General features: G+C 56.1%; 11 protein-coding genes. 3 read left to right on the forward strand and 8 right to left on the reverse strand.

Translation table 11 applies throughout. From position 1 onward, the window contains the following. Positions 1–312: 312 nt before the first annotated feature. From BRA471DRAFT_RS25705 to BRA471DRAFT_RS25715, 3 genes are read left to right on the forward strand one after another with little or no spacing between them, the layout of a single operon-like run. Positions 313–1,131, forward strand: coding sequence for a YqaJ viral recombinase family protein (locus tag BRA471DRAFT_RS25705; protein ID WP_371258331.1), 819 nt, complete (start codon positions 313–315; stop codon positions 1,129–1,131). Next, positions 1,115–2,260 (forward strand): ERF family protein, encoded by a 1,146-nt coding sequence (locus BRA471DRAFT_RS25710; RefSeq protein ID WP_007612554.1) that lies wholly within the window; start codon positions 1,115–1,117, stop codon positions 2,258–2,260. Before BRA471DRAFT_RS25705 ends, BRA471DRAFT_RS25710 begins: the two co-directional genes overlap by 17 nt. Then, entirely contained in the window at positions 2,257–2,847 is a 591-nt protein-coding gene (locus BRA471DRAFT_RS25715; RefSeq protein ID WP_007612556.1) for a hypothetical protein, read from the forward strand. Before BRA471DRAFT_RS25710 ends, BRA471DRAFT_RS25715 begins: the two co-directional genes overlap by 4 nt. 332 nt (positions 2,848–3,179) lie before the next feature. Here BRA471DRAFT_RS25715 and BRA471DRAFT_RS25720 read toward each other — a convergent pair whose 3' ends face one another. From BRA471DRAFT_RS25720 to BRA471DRAFT_RS25760, 8 genes are all read right to left on the reverse strand, one after another. Beyond that, positions 3,180–4,493: a GDSL-type esterase/lipase family protein gene (locus BRA471DRAFT_RS25720; protein ID WP_007612558.1), complete on the reverse strand. Its 1,314-nt coding sequence runs from the start codon at positions 4,491–4,493 to the stop codon at positions 3,180–3,182. 62 nt (positions 4,494–4,555) lie between these two features. Next, on the reverse strand, positions 4,556–5,662 hold the full coding sequence (locus tag BRA471DRAFT_RS25725; protein ID WP_007612560.1) for an acyltransferase: 1,107 nt from the start codon (positions 5,660–5,662) through the stop codon (positions 4,556–4,558). Next, positions 5,659–6,885: a hypothetical protein gene (locus tag BRA471DRAFT_RS25730; protein WP_035974246.1), complete on the reverse strand. Its 1,227-nt coding sequence runs from the start codon at positions 6,883–6,885 to the stop codon at positions 5,659–5,661. Before BRA471DRAFT_RS25730 ends, BRA471DRAFT_RS25725 begins: the two co-directional genes overlap by 4 nt. A 1,257-nt stretch (positions 6,886–8,142) precedes the next feature. After that, positions 8,143–9,081 carry a spermidine synthase gene (locus BRA471DRAFT_RS25740; protein WP_157234096.1) on the reverse strand — a complete coding sequence of 313 codons (939 nt, stop codon included), beginning with the start codon at positions 9,079–9,081 and terminating at the stop codon, positions 8,143–8,145. A 54-nt stretch (positions 9,082–9,135) separates the two neighbouring features. Beyond that, positions 9,136–9,492: a hypothetical protein gene (locus BRA471DRAFT_RS25745; RefSeq protein ID WP_007612564.1), complete on the reverse strand. Its 357-nt coding sequence runs from the start codon at positions 9,490–9,492 to the stop codon at positions 9,136–9,138. Next, positions 9,492–9,764: a hypothetical protein gene (locus BRA471DRAFT_RS25750; RefSeq protein ID WP_035974250.1), complete on the reverse strand. Its 273-nt coding sequence runs from the start codon at positions 9,762–9,764 to the stop codon at positions 9,492–9,494. The genes BRA471DRAFT_RS25745 and BRA471DRAFT_RS25750 overlap by 1 nt, the downstream gene beginning before the upstream one ends. Before the next feature lie 446 nt (positions 9,765–10,210). Then, on the reverse strand, positions 10,211–11,125 hold the full coding sequence (locus tag BRA471DRAFT_RS37100; RefSeq protein ID WP_007612566.1) for an NUDIX domain-containing protein: 915 nt from the start codon (positions 11,123–11,125) through the stop codon (positions 10,211–10,213). Between the two features lie 1,469 nt (positions 11,126–12,594). Beyond that, positions 12,595–14,526 (reverse strand): SDR family NAD(P)-dependent oxidoreductase, encoded by a 1,932-nt coding sequence (locus BRA471DRAFT_RS25760; protein ID WP_007612568.1) that lies wholly within the window; start codon positions 14,524–14,526, stop codon positions 12,595–12,597. Positions 14,527–14,793: the final 267 nt, after the last annotated feature.

Below are 14,793 nucleotides of genomic sequence, written 5' to 3' on the forward strand. Positions count from 1 at the left end.
CATCTAGGTCTTCTGTTCATGTGTGAATTGGCTTCGTTTTGTCGGTTTAATACTTCTTACCCTAAGAGCGTGAGAACAAGAGCCATTCCTGCCGCTAAAACGAGCAAGATTGTTGCTGCAGATATGACTGGCCTTCATCCGGGATTGGAGCGTTACTGATTCGACCGGGCGCCATCATCGATCGTAGCGCCGGTATCTCGCCTCGCGGACGCGGGGCTTCAGGCAGTGCGGCGGGGAGCGCCGCTGTCCTTGGAGTAGGAGATACCCGTGCGTAGCGTACAGAGTGAAGGCCCCGACGGGCCACAGCATCAGATTATCAGATTCAACCCGAACGACCGGCGGCATTTCATCGGCGGCTCGGATGCCCGCACCATCATGGGGGATGACCAGGAGAACCTCATCCGCCTTTGGCGAGAAAAACGCGGCGAAATCGAATCGCAGGATCTCTCAGACAATCTGATCGTCCAGCTCGGGACCGTGACGGAGGTCTTGAACCGCGCCTGGTACCAGCGCACGAGCGGTCACACCGTCAAAGACATCCAGAAGCGCATTCGCCATCCCATCCACAAATGGATGGCCGCAACGTTGGATGGGACCGTCGAGCAGACCGGCGCCGTCTTCGAAGCCAAGTTCATGCTGCCCTGGGCCTTTACCGAGGAAGCTGCGGCCGAGAAGCACATGGCGCAGCTACAGCACAACATGTGGGTCACCGCGTCCCGCAGCGCGGTGCTATCGATCATCACCGGTGGCGGCAAATGGGTCGAGATCACAATCCACGCCGATCCGCTCTATCAGCACCTCCTGCTCACGGCCGAAAAGAAGTTCTGGCGGTGCGTCCAAACCGGCGAGCCGCCCATCCTCTTCAATATCGAAACACCCCGCCCAAGGCTCGAGGCGGTCAAGGTCGTCGATATGTCGACCTCCAACCAATGGGCTGAGCTGGCGGCGACCTACCTGCGGACGCGAGAAGCCCATGGCGAGCACGAGACCGCCAAAGCGGATCTGAAAAAGCTGATGCCGGAGGATGCCAAGGAGGCGACCGGCCACGGCATCAAAGCCAAGCGCTCGAAGTCGGGCGCGATCAGCTTCGAGACCCAGCTGGCGGAGGGCTCCCATGCACCAGTCCAGTGAGCGCATCGGGACCATCGCAGCCGCACTCGCTCGGGCCCAAGGTGAACTGATGAACCCCGAGAAGACCCTGACCGCCGTCATCAGGTCGCCCTTCCCGCGGGAGGAAGACCGGACTTTCCGGTACGCCTCCCTCGCGAACGGCTTGGACATCATCCGCAAAACCCTGAGTCAGCAGGAGATCGCCACCATCCAGACCACGCGGATCGAGCAGCCAACCGGGCAGATCCACCTCACCACCCTGCTCGCCCACGCTTCAGGCGAATGGATCTCCTCGGACCTCCCGGTCTGCGCCTCCAAGGAGGTCGAAGCGCCGCACCGAATGGGGGCTGCGCTGACCTATGCCCGGCGCTATGCCCTGTTTGCCTTGGTCGGAATTGCCGGGGAGGATGATCTGGACGCCCCGGACCTCATCGCAGCGCCTCCCGCCGCCGAACCACAGATCGCACCAGGACCGAAAGGCAAGCCACTCAAACCGGTTCTGAACCGCCCTCCTGTCCTTCCGCCTGACCGCTCCGCTGAGTTATTAAATCGGCTCTTGGGCGAGCTTGCGGTGCGCGAAGGGGGCGAGCACCTGCTCGCCTGGGCCAAGATCAGCCTCCCGCTCAAGAACACTCTTCTGGAGGCAGACGCCCGCGTTCTCGAAGCTGCCTACCAGAAGAGGCTCGAGGAAGCCGTTCTTCCCGATCTCAATATAGCAGACCAACAACCCCGGGTGGCGGCTGGAAGACGCGACGTTGAGGAGCCTGCCAAGGCCTCGCCCGGAGTAGAGGTCGGCCTCGCCTTCCCGAAAGAGCCGCCTCGGAGACGAAGCAAGGATCACCTCGGCTTTATTCGCAGCCAGGGTTGTCTGGTCTGCCAGAAGACCCCCGCCGATGCGCATCACCTCAAGTTTGCTCAACCAAGAACGTTAGGCCGCAAGGTAAGCGACGAGTTCACGGTGCCGCTTTGTCGATCACATCATCAATCGCTGCACAGACATGGGAACGAAAAAGCTTGGTGGACTAATCTACAGATCGCTCCTCTGCCGATCGCAAAGGAGCTTTGGGATTCGAGCCCCGTCAATCTGATGAACAGCGAAACAGCTGCAGCACCGTCGCCGCGACCGGCATCGGGGGTGCAAGGTCAATGAATGGTTCTCTCAACCTTCGTAAGCCGCAGTTGGCCAGCGTCTTGCCGCCTCAATTCAAGGCGCTGTGTCCTCCGCCGCAACTTCTTCCCGGCGAAGACATTGATGATTATCAGGCTATTCAGGCAGCCATTTTCTGCGACCTAGATCCCCAGTCCGCGGTCGAGTGGTTGCTCGCCGTCGACATCGCCGAGCTCTCCTGGGAGATGCAACGTTACCGGGTTCTCCGGCATAGGCTCCTGAGCACCTATCGCCAAAAGGCCGTCGAGATGACCCTTCGCAGGGTCGATCTCGCAGGCATCGCCCCGGATTTCCAGGATGTAGCCGAAATCTACACCATTGGTAACGCGCTGGACTGGCAATTGGATGCTTCTGCGGCGCTCGACATCGAGGCGCGCCTTCGATCGTACGGCTTCGATCAACATGCTATCAACATGGAAGTGTACGTTCAGGCGCGAGAGCTCTTTTCCCTGTTTGAAGCGCTTCTAAGTGGAGCTCAGCTCCGTCGTCTGCTGTTGATGAAGGAGATAACTCAGCTCAGACATACGAGCAAGACGCATCGGACGATTGGTCGCTCAGAGAACTCCTAACTCTGTTTGATGGGCTGCTGAACGATGCGCAAATTCGACGTCCATTGTTGCTAGAGGACACCGATAAGTTCCGGCGTTCAGCAAGATGCGCCTCAGTCGCAAACTGTTTGAGCAAGCTCAACGAAAGCGAAAAATCATCACATGATCGACATCAAAAGCTTCTTCGCCGAAAGGAACTTTCACTTACGTGGCGATGTGCCATCGAGGTATCGGGTCATCCAAAGGATCGTCGCTAGTCCATGGTCTCGCCGAGCGCACCTCGCCAGATGCGCAGAGGCATCCTGTTCCCTGCGCGTCGCAAACCGCGGTTAATTCCAATGCCTGACGCTCTACTACCGCTTCGAGTAGAACCCCTTCATAGGAATGGTTGCCAAGTCCCTGTAATCTACCACTGGAATAGATTCGACATCGACTCCCTGCACGTCGCGAAGCCGATCAACAAGCCAGCTCCCCTCGGCATCAGCGAAATACACTGCAAATTTACCCCGGCTGGTGCTGAGGAGTTCAGCAGAACCCGCCTTTGAGGGGGAAATTTCGTCGAACGGGTACTCCCTTTCGGCACGCACCGCAACGAATCCGTGCGGTTTGTCCTTCAGCCAACGCCGTGTTGAGGCAGCTATAGTTTGGGCAATGATCTCGTACCCACCCGCCAACGGGTGGCTATCATTTTCCGGATAGATCTCGGGATGGGTTTTCACCGCGTTTTGCAGCGGTAGGAGAACGTCGACGAACTCTCCTCCCGCCTTTTCGATGGCGTTCTTCAGCTTCAAAGCATTTTCCGCCTCGCTCCTCGTTAGAGTCGCGTAGGTGTTGTCAAGTTGCACTTGCTGTGCAGTCAGCAATGGCAAGAATACGAGTTCTTTGGTGGGGATTATTGTGAACAGCAAATGCACGCCGGATTTTTTGGCCTTCTCGACCATCAGTTCACTGATGCGCGCCATCAATTTATAGCCCAGCATTGCTTGAGGGCTTGCCGGATCGTTAGACACGAGCCGCATCCCAGGAGTGAACTCGAGCGGCTGCCCGCTCTCTAGAGCGGTTTTCCACGTTCGGTCCGGAGGAGTCATGTAGATGCCCCGGGCGAGTTCTAAACCGTTTAGCAGATAATTCCACTGCTTGACCTTGCGTGCCATCACAATGGAATTGAGCGAATCGTTATAGCCATTGAACGCGATCACAACGATCTGCGGTCTGAATTGCAGCGCGTAATCGAGGGCGCCAAATTCCTGTACCGGCCCCCAGCCTCCGGTGGCCATGTTATAGACGAGAGCCTGCTTGTCTCGAAGGAGTTGTTGCATTTGACTCGGCCAGTTCTCCTCCAGCACAGCGTTGTTGCCGTAAGTGGTACTGCTGCCGAGTGTCACAACGTCAACATAGCTTGGGACATATCGATTTCGAAAACCCAGGACGTCGTTCGGACCGATACCCAGTCTGTCGGGATATAGCTGTGGGGCACGATGCGCCGCCAGCGGATCGAGCAACACGAAGCCGTCCGGTCCCGGCTCGGCGGGTCGGTTAAAGATGTTTTCGTAAAAGGGTGATGGCGTGGTCGGCAGAAGCCATGGCGCGAATAGCCATACCAACCCCAATGCACACTCGATAGCGAACAACGTCACCGTGAATGTAAAGAAGGCCTTCTTGCGCATCACCCCTCCCGATCCGCCCCAATCCCTCGGGTTATCCAGCGTTAAGAATTTCGCGCGCAACCCTAGTCGCGCTGCAATGCCCAATTGTCTGAAGCCAGCGGCCGAGTGGCTTCAACCTCTTGGTGTTGACCGCTTGCGACTGCTGTGCAACGGCCGGGTTCCGGTTGATAGCTCGGCCTCGCGGCCAAAATTGGCTTTTCAAAAAACTCGTAAAACACGGTGCAATACGAGATTGTCGCGGCAAGGACCAGAGCAATGCGCATCGATGCTGGAAGCGCCATCATTCGATCGATCAACAACGCAGCGAAGATGGCGTGAAAAAGGTACAGTGAATATGAAATACGCCCTAGGTAGAAACTGGCGCTGCTGAGGAGTGAACTCGAAGTAATCCGCTTGTCGAAATTCTCCGCGAGCAAGATCAACGAGATGCCGAAAGCGGCGGCCAGCGGAGAAAAAAGCCAGTGCAGCGTTGCTCTGGTACCGATAACCCACAAATCTGCCGATAAAGCAGCGGCCGCGATAAAGGGCAACAGTACCGCGTGGGTACGATTCACGCGGACATTCAGCGCGCGCAAGATGACACCATACGCAATGGCGTCAACTCGGAATAAAACGACACGGCGAACGTCCGATCCCCAGTGAGATGAATCGCCAAGGCTCTGACGTATCACTGTAATGATCAAAATGAACGCCAGACCTAGCAGGACTAGGTTTTTCGCTGACGGAGATACGAAGGGCCTCGCGATGAGCAGCACGGCAGGAAAAATGATGTAAAACCATTCCTCTACGCTAAGGCTCCAAGCCACAGGGTAGTAGTCAACCAAGTTGCTTTGTTTAAAGAAGTTCTGACAATAAACGAGATATCGATAGAAGTCCGCAGTACCGAGTTCACCGACAACGAAAGTCGCACACACCAAGGCAAGAACGTAAGGCGGAATTGTTCGCAACCAGCGTCTCGCGAGAAAAGTTGGGATCTGACTGAGATTCCGGAAGCAAAGCAATATTTGCGGGGCAAGCACGTACCCCGAGAGGACGAAAAACACTTCGACGCCTAAAATCGCTACCCCTTCGAGAACGGGATTATTTGGGCGGGTGACAAGAATAAGATGGGGGATAGCGACGGCAATAGCGGCCGTTCCACGCAGTAGATCAAGAGAGGGGCGCCTCACTGAAGGCTCCGGATCTCGGTGGCAACTGTCTCAGCAATCGCGCGATAACCACTGGCGGACGGATGACCATCGCCCGTTGCGCCCTGGTAGGGATCGCTGCCCGTTCGAAGCATTGATTGAAGGGATGGCAGAGCGTCGCAAACAGCTATACCGTTGCTCCTCAAGCGCTCTGACACTCTGCTCCGAGCAGAAATCTCGGACGCCCACAACCGCCGCAGGTGAGTAGTCTGCTCCCCTGGCAAACCCGTCGCTAGCTCGCTGAACGCAAGCTCCTTTGTCGGTATCAAGACGACGACCAGCTTTGCACTGTTTCGAATTGCCTCGTCCTTCAAGGCTATTATTGAATCGACAGTATTTCTTTCGCCTTCCAAATTTCTGGGGTCCGTTGGCTCGAGGTTGATCAGACGATAGCTGGGCGTCAGAATAGCCTCAATGCCGTCCTTCTTGAAATCAACGCAGTACGGTGCGGCAAGGACCGTCGCCGAAGGTTTCGGCATCCTTGAAGCAGCCCGCCTTAGAAAATCGGAGTTTCTCGCGATCCACGGATATTGCAGAGGGCCAAGCGGTGGCCACGAAAGGATGTCCTTGATCTGTAAAAGCCTTGCATCCGGCACGTACTGAGCCAGCTGACAGTCCATAAACTGCGCCCGTATCCACCAATCCCCGTCAATGTGGTGCGCTGTCGAGAGAACTTTCAACCACTCGGGGTCGTTACTTTTCAGCCCTTCAATTCCGTTGTCTTTCGCTCGGAAATAAACGTTCAAGTAGGATGATGTGAACTGCGCTCCAAAATAGAGGCCAACAACAACATACTTGGGACGCAGTGAAAAGATTTCGGATGAAAGCCGGACAAAATGAGGGGGAGCGTATCCACCGAAGGCGATTTGATACGTAGTTTGCGCAAGGATGGACCCTAACTGCTGAGGCCATGCATTTTCTTTGACGCCTCCCAGGCCATAGGTCTGAGAGTCCCCAATGGCCACAATGTCGGCCCGATCGAGAGCCTCCTTGTTGCGCCAGCCCCGTGCATCGTGATCCGAAAAGCCTGGCTTGGGACGTGCTCCTAATGCGGGGTCAGGACCGTACATCGCATTATCAGCGACTCGCTCGACGGGTCGAGTCATCGCTGTCACCGCTCGTGAAGCGATCTCTGCGATAATCAAGGTCAGCGATACCGATAGGGTGAACACGGCAGCGCCAATGAGAGCATTACGTACGCGCATCAGAACATCAGATAGATGTGCTGCGCTTGCTTCGTTCCTATCGTGAGCAAAAGCGTGGCAACCAATGTTAGAGACGTCAGAACTATCGGCCCAAGGAAGGACCGCACCTTGCTAAAAACTTCCACCACAGATGCCAAATGTCCCTGCCTGCATCTTTGAGGTAACTCTGGCATTCAGCTAAAGGACGTCATCGCTGTCGTCAACTATTGCTCCACCAGCGGAGCGACATGCGCAGTTCGGCTGCAGCTTCTTCCTTTAACCTAATCGGCCGCTCTGGGCTCGTATTCGCCCTCCCAACGCACCAAGGCGCCCCCCGGAATCATGATGGGAGGTGGTGTGAGAGCCCATTCCCTGCGAGAATTGCCCTATCGCCTTGCAACCGACAGGCGGCAGTTCAACGAGCCCGCTAAAGGGCTCAACGGGACGCGTGGGCGGCGAGGTATCGACTGGACCTTTATGGCCGGGGCCTGCCGTTCTGTCCAGAGGGGAGATGCCCAGTTCTCTCTCTTAAAAGCGATGCACTTGTCCCACTGGCAGGCTCTCCTTCCGGTCGCCCACCGGACGCGGCTGTGAGAGGCCGAAACCAGTGAGAACCATCATCGAACGTCATCACCTTCCCCGGGCGCCGCAGCGCGCCGCTCCGCAATCCACCGCTCTCGGCAGCGCCCGGGCTTTGGTCCCCACCGCCCGACCAGTGTTCCGCGTTACCGGCTGGCAGAAGGCTGGCCGCGCACGCAAATCCTGCGGCAGCCCTGCAACAAGTTTTCTCTCGCGGTCACGATCGCGGGCCGTAGAAGGCAAGGCAGCTGCTTCTTGTCCCGCGATCCCAATGCGGAATTTCTTGCGCGCACTTAGCTCGAGAATCGTGTCTAGGGTTCTTGAATATGAAGGTTGGGGACGTCAAGGAGTGGGTGTCCGGCGATGGGAAGCCACTTGATCGAATTCGGGTCTGAAAAATAGTTGATCACTGTCAAGAATCGCTCGCATCCGACGATGCATCGACGATTTGAATTGCCTTCACATGCTAAGGCACACCCTCTGGCTCAAAGTGGACGTTCACCACGAAGCGACGGACACCCCATCCCGCGTCTCGACCCGCGACGCCATCATGAAGTTGCAATCCCCATTCCACGCGGTGTTCCGCAAGCTGAACGAGCCGCGGCGGATAGCGGCGGCAGACGATGCGCTAACATCATTCTGACGCGCAACGGCTGGCCTTGCCATTACGTTGTGGGATCCGCGCCGCGGGCGGACATCTTAGTCCCCTAGAAAAGTTCCCGACTGATTAAGTTCGATGCAGCCCGAAGGCTTGCCCCAAGATCTCGAATCTAGACTGGGGTTGACACCCAGAATAGTCTCTCTTTGTGTTAGAAAATATTCCGTGACCGGTAAATCATCAGTCGCGGCCTTCACCGGCACAAGCAAACGCTGAATGTCCTCAGAAAAGATCAAACAGCCATCTAGCCAGTTTGGCCGAGCCGCTATCTTTGGCGACTTAGGATCTATCGGCATTAGCGCAGGTATCTTGCTTGCAGCTGACGTGAGAAGCTCGCGAAATCTAGCTCCGTCGTCGCCATTCCAGGCCAAGAGATGTGCAACTCGAGCACCGCTGCCTTTGGCATTATACGCGCGAGCGGCTTCTGCGGAAGGACCAACGTTGGCACCCGGCGAGGCGACCGCAATATCTTGGAAGACGTGCGTAGCAGCCTTGACTGCCGGCGCGCTCGCCCAAGTCGTCCGAACACCTCCCGGGGTGAGCATATGCCGAAGGGTTTGCAGGAAGTCCTGGGTATAGAGATTTCCTGCCCCCGAGGCGGCCACATTGTTTACTCCGATCTGAATGATGTCATATCGTCGCTCAGGATTTCGCAACGCAAAGCGACGGCCGTCGGTCACGATGACAGGTTGCCGCGCCAGAGCAGCCTGGATCGCCTCGTGTCCGTGCTCTCGGACCAATTCAACGACGGCCGGGTTAAGCTCGACAACTGCGATATGTATACCCGGATAGAGCCGTTCCAATATCGGCAAGTGAGTACCCGGCCCCATCCCAATGATCAGCGCACTACGGGCATCAGGCCTGAGCGCAGCGACAAATTCCAAGGGCCAGAGTTCCCACGCACTTGCCTCCTTCACGACCGATGTCGAGCGCTCTCGACCGGCATTAACCCACAAACCACCAGGGATCGGATAGGCCAAAGTCACCCCGACAGCGTTCTCAAGGACAATCGAAGGTCGGATAGGTTCGCTCTGTCAAAATCGATATGCATCATAATAGCTGCGGATCGTTGCGTAGAAATCTGTTGGGTAGAAACTGACAACGAGGATAGCCGCGGCGGCAGCGATCGCACGACTGTATAGTCGAGCCGGTCGCATCACGCCCGCAAGAATGACTGCCGCAATCGTCAAAAACACCCCCATGAACCTCAACGAATTGATGGCCCCAATATAGGGCAACAACAATAGGCCCGTGATGATCGCGCCCAGCAGGTTTCCACAGGTCTGCACGAAATAAAGCCAGCCCGCATTCCGCCCGGTCTCATCGCGGCCGCTCGAATAGCACTGGAGAACCAGTGGGAAAAAGCCGGATATAAAAACGATTGGCGCCATCAACCCATCAACGCGGTTGCCGTCGCTAGAATAACGACACACTGAACGACGGCGCTGCCACTCACGTCGGCGATACCCCAACTGGTCCACGTGATATTCATACGCTCGCGCAGTGCCGGCGTCAGGAAGCTGAAGACCTCGTACTTGAGTGCTGCCCAAGACAACGGGTCACCAGCGGAAGCGTCGAGCACCAGGCGTTCTTGATTCAAACCGGCACGATAGATCAGCTCGGGAGCGACCAGAATGAACAAGGTTGAGATGACAGAAAGCATGAGAAGCTTCAGGGGCAGCAAGTGCGCCGCCTAGCCGGTCGAGCACCTGACGCGTTTCCTCGAAGAAGGCGTTAGTACCGTGAGCGCGCACGAGCCGCGGAGGCAGGCTGGTGAGCGTCCCCTTGGCGACTTGTGGCGCGACATCGAGGATCTCCGAGCCGGGCCCGAACGGTACGTCGCAGATCGATAGAGCGGATTCGCTGTAGATCAACACTCCTTCGATAACGCTGCTGGTAATTGAGACCGGCTGCGGCGATGCACGTATCCACTCTGCAGCCAGCCAGGTGGGTTCTTGTATCGACCGTACTGTTTGCCGTCGAGCAAGAGCGCGAACTCCGGAAATATCCCTGCTCTCAATCGATTGACTCGGTAGACCCAGCCGGTCCATCCGCTTCCCGGAAACAGCGATGCAGGCACTAAGCTCAGCTTTATCCAATTCAAGTCTCTCAACGGCCCTCCTCCGAAGCACGGGGGCTCGCATTTGCATCTTCCGTTCTAAGTACCGAGATCAAGTTCGCAACCATTCGTTCTAGCTGGGGCAAAACAATAATGGGGTGCGCGACATCGATATCATGGATTTGCCAATATAAAACACGACCCGCGGCTTCGGGAAAGCGGCGTTCAATCATCGATCGATGTTCTGCCTCTTTCAAACCTATGACTATGTCTGCACGATCCAAGTCTGACCGGGTGCATGGCTGCGGCATTTCATCTGCCCTTTTTGGATTGACGCCGCGCGCCCACAGGGCCTCAAGTGTGAAAATTGAGACAGGACCGACATTTTCGGGCGATCCCCTCTCCGCAGTGCCTCTGGAGAAAGCCCGCCACGGTAGTCCGTAGCGTTCAGCGGAGTGATTGAATAGCTCCTCAGCAAACCGACTACGGTAGTAATTTCCCGTACAAAGGAAAAGTACAGACTTGTGGTCTTCAGTCATTCGAGAGGCCAGAAAACGGCTGAGCACAAGGGTGGTAAGAGGCGTGATTTTGTCTCGGATGGCGGCGAAGCTTCCAGTATCAACGATGACCAACTGGCCTTCGGTGACCCTCAGAGTGGATGCGTCTAGGCCGCGAGCAACGAAGTACGCGCCCTTCACATGCCCACCAACGTTCTCTGGATCGGGAATATCCAGCGTGACCAGGTGCTCGAATTCATCCGGTGATAGCGTTGCTCCGATCTCTTCAGCGACCTCGCGAACGATACACTGGAGCGATGTTTCCCGCTCTTCTCTACGACCGCCGAAAAAGGATATCTTTCCCGGCTGTGCGACGCCCAGCTTGTCATCCCTGCGCTGCAGGAGGAGGCACCCAGCGCTATCGATAAGAATTGCTGCGGAAAAATCTCGGAGTCGGGGCGAGGTCATCAGGTACGTTTCTTGGAATGTGGCTACGTTTGACTTCTACGTAATGTATCGGCGATCGGACAGGTCGAAAGTATCTGCCCATTTTCTAAGATTTTTATCGATTTCGCGCCAGCTTGCTTCGATCTGCTGTTAGCCTCCCTGGAGAGATCAATTGAAGGCAAGCGAGATGAGGTTCAATCGGTACGACCTCAACATCTACTCTTTCCAAACTTTCACCATTAGCAGCTTGGCCGGTTTCCGAGCGGAATCGTTGGGACGTCTTCTTGCTCACTGCTGTGGCGATGATATTAGTTTGGATCTTTGTGTCCAGCTTGACGGGATGCAATGTTTTATACCGGCGATTGTCTGCCTCTGGGCTGCAGTCGCGGTATACGTTCCTTACGGTGTCTCACTCGCGTTCAGCCACGACCTTTTTGGAACACCACCAGGCGCCACCCCTGATCAGGGGCCGCCCCCCGCTCGAGCTCGTGCCGTCAGAAAGGAATGCTGACTGAACTTGGTGACGGATAGCACTCCCGCAACTCAGTAAACACTAACGGGGCGCCACGTTTGAAGAAGAAAGCCGCTACGAATTTAGAGCCGGCCAAGCGAGTGATGGATTGCACGCGTTACGTTCGCGCCACCTCTTCCAAAGCATATGCGGCCCGGGCCCCAGCGACCACGGCCACCAATTTTGCAAATATCGGTCTGCAGCCGCCGTTAGCGTCATTCGAGCCGCTGCTATCCAAGCCTTGCACGGAGAAGGCGGGCTGGAACCGGGTGCCGCGCCGGCGGAAACGCTGACTTCTTGCGCAACCCTCGCCGACTCTTTGGCGCCGGCATGGTGAACGCCTGCTGCTTCGCTACCGCCACCGCTCTCGTGGACCGCTGCCGCCTCCGGTCGGCACGTCTGGACTAAGCACGCTTAACAAATTGGGAGGGCCGTATTGCTCAACCGTAACGCTAAAAGCGAAAGCAGCGGCACGGAACGATGTTGAAAGCCAAAAAGAGGTCAGGTTCCGCACTTCCGGTAAGACGATCCCCCCCTATTAAGAGGGAAAGCGCTAAAAAAGATGGAACCACGAGCTCTGGGTGGTGTGCGGGCTGATACCGAAGCCAACGCAAAGTCGCGGAAAAGTTAGCGCGTAATCCGAAATATCGAAAGGCGTCGAACAGCAGACGCAAGCCAGCGCATCGTTAGGAGAAACCCGAGCACGGTCCGCTCCGGACGACTCTCAGCACAATTGCATACCGGATTGTGTTCGTGGCAGATACACGCCAGCGACCCGTCGTCATTAAGTACCGCCATGCTACCCACCATATCCGATTGAAAATCCGCAGCAGATGTACAGACGGACCAATTCAATATCTGGGAGCCATCTACAGGTCAATGTTGCACAGCATCCGGCCAGTTAGAGACTGACGCAGACCGCATGTCGTCTCATCGGTGCCAGGCATTTGTGGAACAGACCGCCAATGGTTCTCCAAAATCACGCCCGCGCGCCGCCGGTCGCGTTGCGGAGTGCAAACTCCGGAACCGCCTCTTCAAGGAGTTCCCTAATCACCGGCTCATCATCGCGCTGAATTGCTTGCTCAAGACCAACAATCCACCGCTTCATCGCAAACATGCTGGGCCGGTTGGGTTCGGCTGCCATTATTCCAGGAATACCTATCTCAATGGTAGGTTCTTCAGAGGCAAATAAGATTTCGTTCAAGCGTTCCCCCGCTCGCACGCCTGTGAATACGATTTCAATATCGCAACCTGGCTCAAGTCCCGAGAGCCGAACCATGCGCTCGGCCAAGTCGACGATTTTGACGGGCTGGCCCATGTTCAATACGTAAACGGATACTCGAGATCGCTCCGTCGCAACAGCGTGCGTCGCAGCAGTGATGACGAGATCACACGCTTCGCGAATTGTCATGAAATATCTGACCATCTCCGGATGAGTAACTGTGACAGGGCCGCCCGCAGCTATTTGCGACTTAAATTTCGGCACTACCGAGCCGTTCGAGCCCAGAACATTGCCGAACCTAACCGAGATCAGCCGAGTAGTCGGCTTTTCAGATGTAGGCTGCACGATCAAGTCCTGATCGAGTGCTTGACAATACATTTCCGCGAAACGCTTTGTCAGACCGAGCATCGAAACAGGCTCGATTGCCTTGTCAGTCGAGACCATAACCATAGCCTTTGCGCCGGCAGCTACCGCTGCATCCGCAACGTTGATTGAACCGAATATATTCGTTTTTACCCCTTCGCTGCAGTCACGCTCGAGGATTGGCACATGCTTCAGCGCCGCAGCATGAAACACAAGATCGGGCTTAAAGGCGGCCATGAGACGCATGATGTGTTCGCGATCGCGCACATCCGCGATGCGCGCCTCAACCAAAGCAGTGCTGCGCAAAGCTGCAAGCGCTTCAGAGATCGCGTAAAGTGCCGGCTCGGAATTTTCGATGATCAAGAGTCGCCTTGCACCGAACGTGGCAACGCGTTCACAAAGCTCTGACCCGATCGACCCCCCACCTCCGGTAACCACAACGTCCTTGCCGCTCACCGCCGCTGAAAGTTGAGCGTAATCGATCTTGGCGGTAGGCCGAAGAAGAAGGTCTTCGATTCGAACGCTGGTAAGCCTTGGGACAGTTCCGCTTTCAAGTGAGGGCAGCCGGTTGACGATCAACCCGAGTCGCCGCGCCCGCATGATAATCGATTCAGGCTGAGACTCCACTTCAAGCGCAGAAGGAGTCATGACGATGCGGCCAATAGACCGCTTGCGCTTCGCGAAGTCAGCTACGATGTCTTCGAGATCGTCCGTGTCTCCCAGGACCGGAAGACTACGGACCAACTGCCCTTGATCCGCACGGGACGGCGAGAGAATGCCCGTGGGCCAAATTCCTTTTATGGCTCCATTCTCGATCCCGCGTAGGACAACCTCGGCGTCGGCGGCTCGGCCCACGAGGAGCGTCGGAGTTGCTTGGCCAATTTTTGCGTGACGACGAACCCGAGTGTAGCGGAAATACCTGTAAGCCACTCGTAGCAAACTTAGGTAAAAAATCTCAAGAAACCAGTACAGGACAAGAGTTACCTTGCCTAAGAAGTAGCCCCCGAGAACATTGGGAGCCACGAGTATGTAGTCGAGCACCAGGAGCGCCAACGTAAGAAGAGTAGATACTTGAACGATCCTGATTCCATCCGGCAACGAAACAAATCGCCACTTCGTCGTGGTCAGCTGAAATGTGAAGCAAACGACGGCAGTTAGGATCAAGAAATAGGGAAGAATATGAAATAGCAGCGGCAGGCTTTGATAGAAATCGTTGCCGCCCTCGACGCGCAGGTAAAACGCAGTGAATAGCGCAGCCGCGGTCGCAAGCAGATCGTGGACCGCGATCAGAAAGTTACGCCGATTGAGCTGAGATATTCTGAGCATAAGTGAACAGTCCAAAGAAAGAAACCGGGAGATAGTTTTCCACGGCACGGGTCCTCAAGACAAATCTTCTGCCACAATTTTGCGCATTCCGCAAAGGTCCGAGGATCATCACTCCCTTCCCCAGCGATGTGTCTCGAGCCCTATTTCAAACGAGGCGGCCATAATCGGACTCATCCTGATGTCACGCGATCTGCTGAATTCACCTTGCGAGCATTAGCTCCTTCGCAGATAGTCTACGAGACCCCAATTCGAGCATTCTAAAGTGAG

This window comes from Bradyrhizobium sp. WSM471 (genome assembly GCF_000244915.1).
Taxonomy (GTDB): Bacteria; Pseudomonadota; Alphaproteobacteria; order Rhizobiales; family Xanthobacteraceae; genus Bradyrhizobium.

Excerpts from the sequence above, each read along its gene's own strand:
- BRA471DRAFT_RS25750 (WP_035974250.1), bottom strand. The coding sequence starts at position 9,764 with ATGCTTTCTGTCATCTCAACCTTGTTCATTCTGGTCGCTCCCGAGCTG.
- BRA471DRAFT_RS25715 (WP_007612556.1), top strand. The coding sequence starts at position 2,257 with ATGAATGGTTCTCTCAACCTTCGTAAGCCGCAGTTGGCCAGCGTCTTG.
- BRA471DRAFT_RS25720 (WP_007612558.1), bottom strand. The coding sequence starts at position 4,493 with ATGCGCAAGAAGGCCTTCTTTACATTCACGGTGACGTTGTTCGCTATC.
- BRA471DRAFT_RS37100 (WP_007612566.1), bottom strand. The coding sequence starts at position 11,125 with ATGACCTCGCCCCGACTCCGAGATTTTTCCGCAGCAATTCTTATCGAT.
- BRA471DRAFT_RS25730 (WP_035974246.1), bottom strand. The coding sequence starts at position 6,885 with ATGCGCGTACGTAATGCTCTCATTGGCGCTGCCGTGTTCACCCTATCG.
- BRA471DRAFT_RS25760 (WP_007612568.1), bottom strand. The coding sequence starts at position 14,526 with ATGCTCAGAATATCTCAGCTCAATCGGCGTAACTTTCTGATCGCGGTC.
- BRA471DRAFT_RS25710 (WP_007612554.1), top strand. The coding sequence starts at position 1,115 with ATGCACCAGTCCAGTGAGCGCATCGGGACCATCGCAGCCGCACTCGCT.
- BRA471DRAFT_RS25745 (WP_007612564.1), bottom strand. The coding sequence starts at position 9,492 with ATGGCGCCAATCGTTTTTATATCCGGCTTTTTCCCACTGGTTCTCCAG.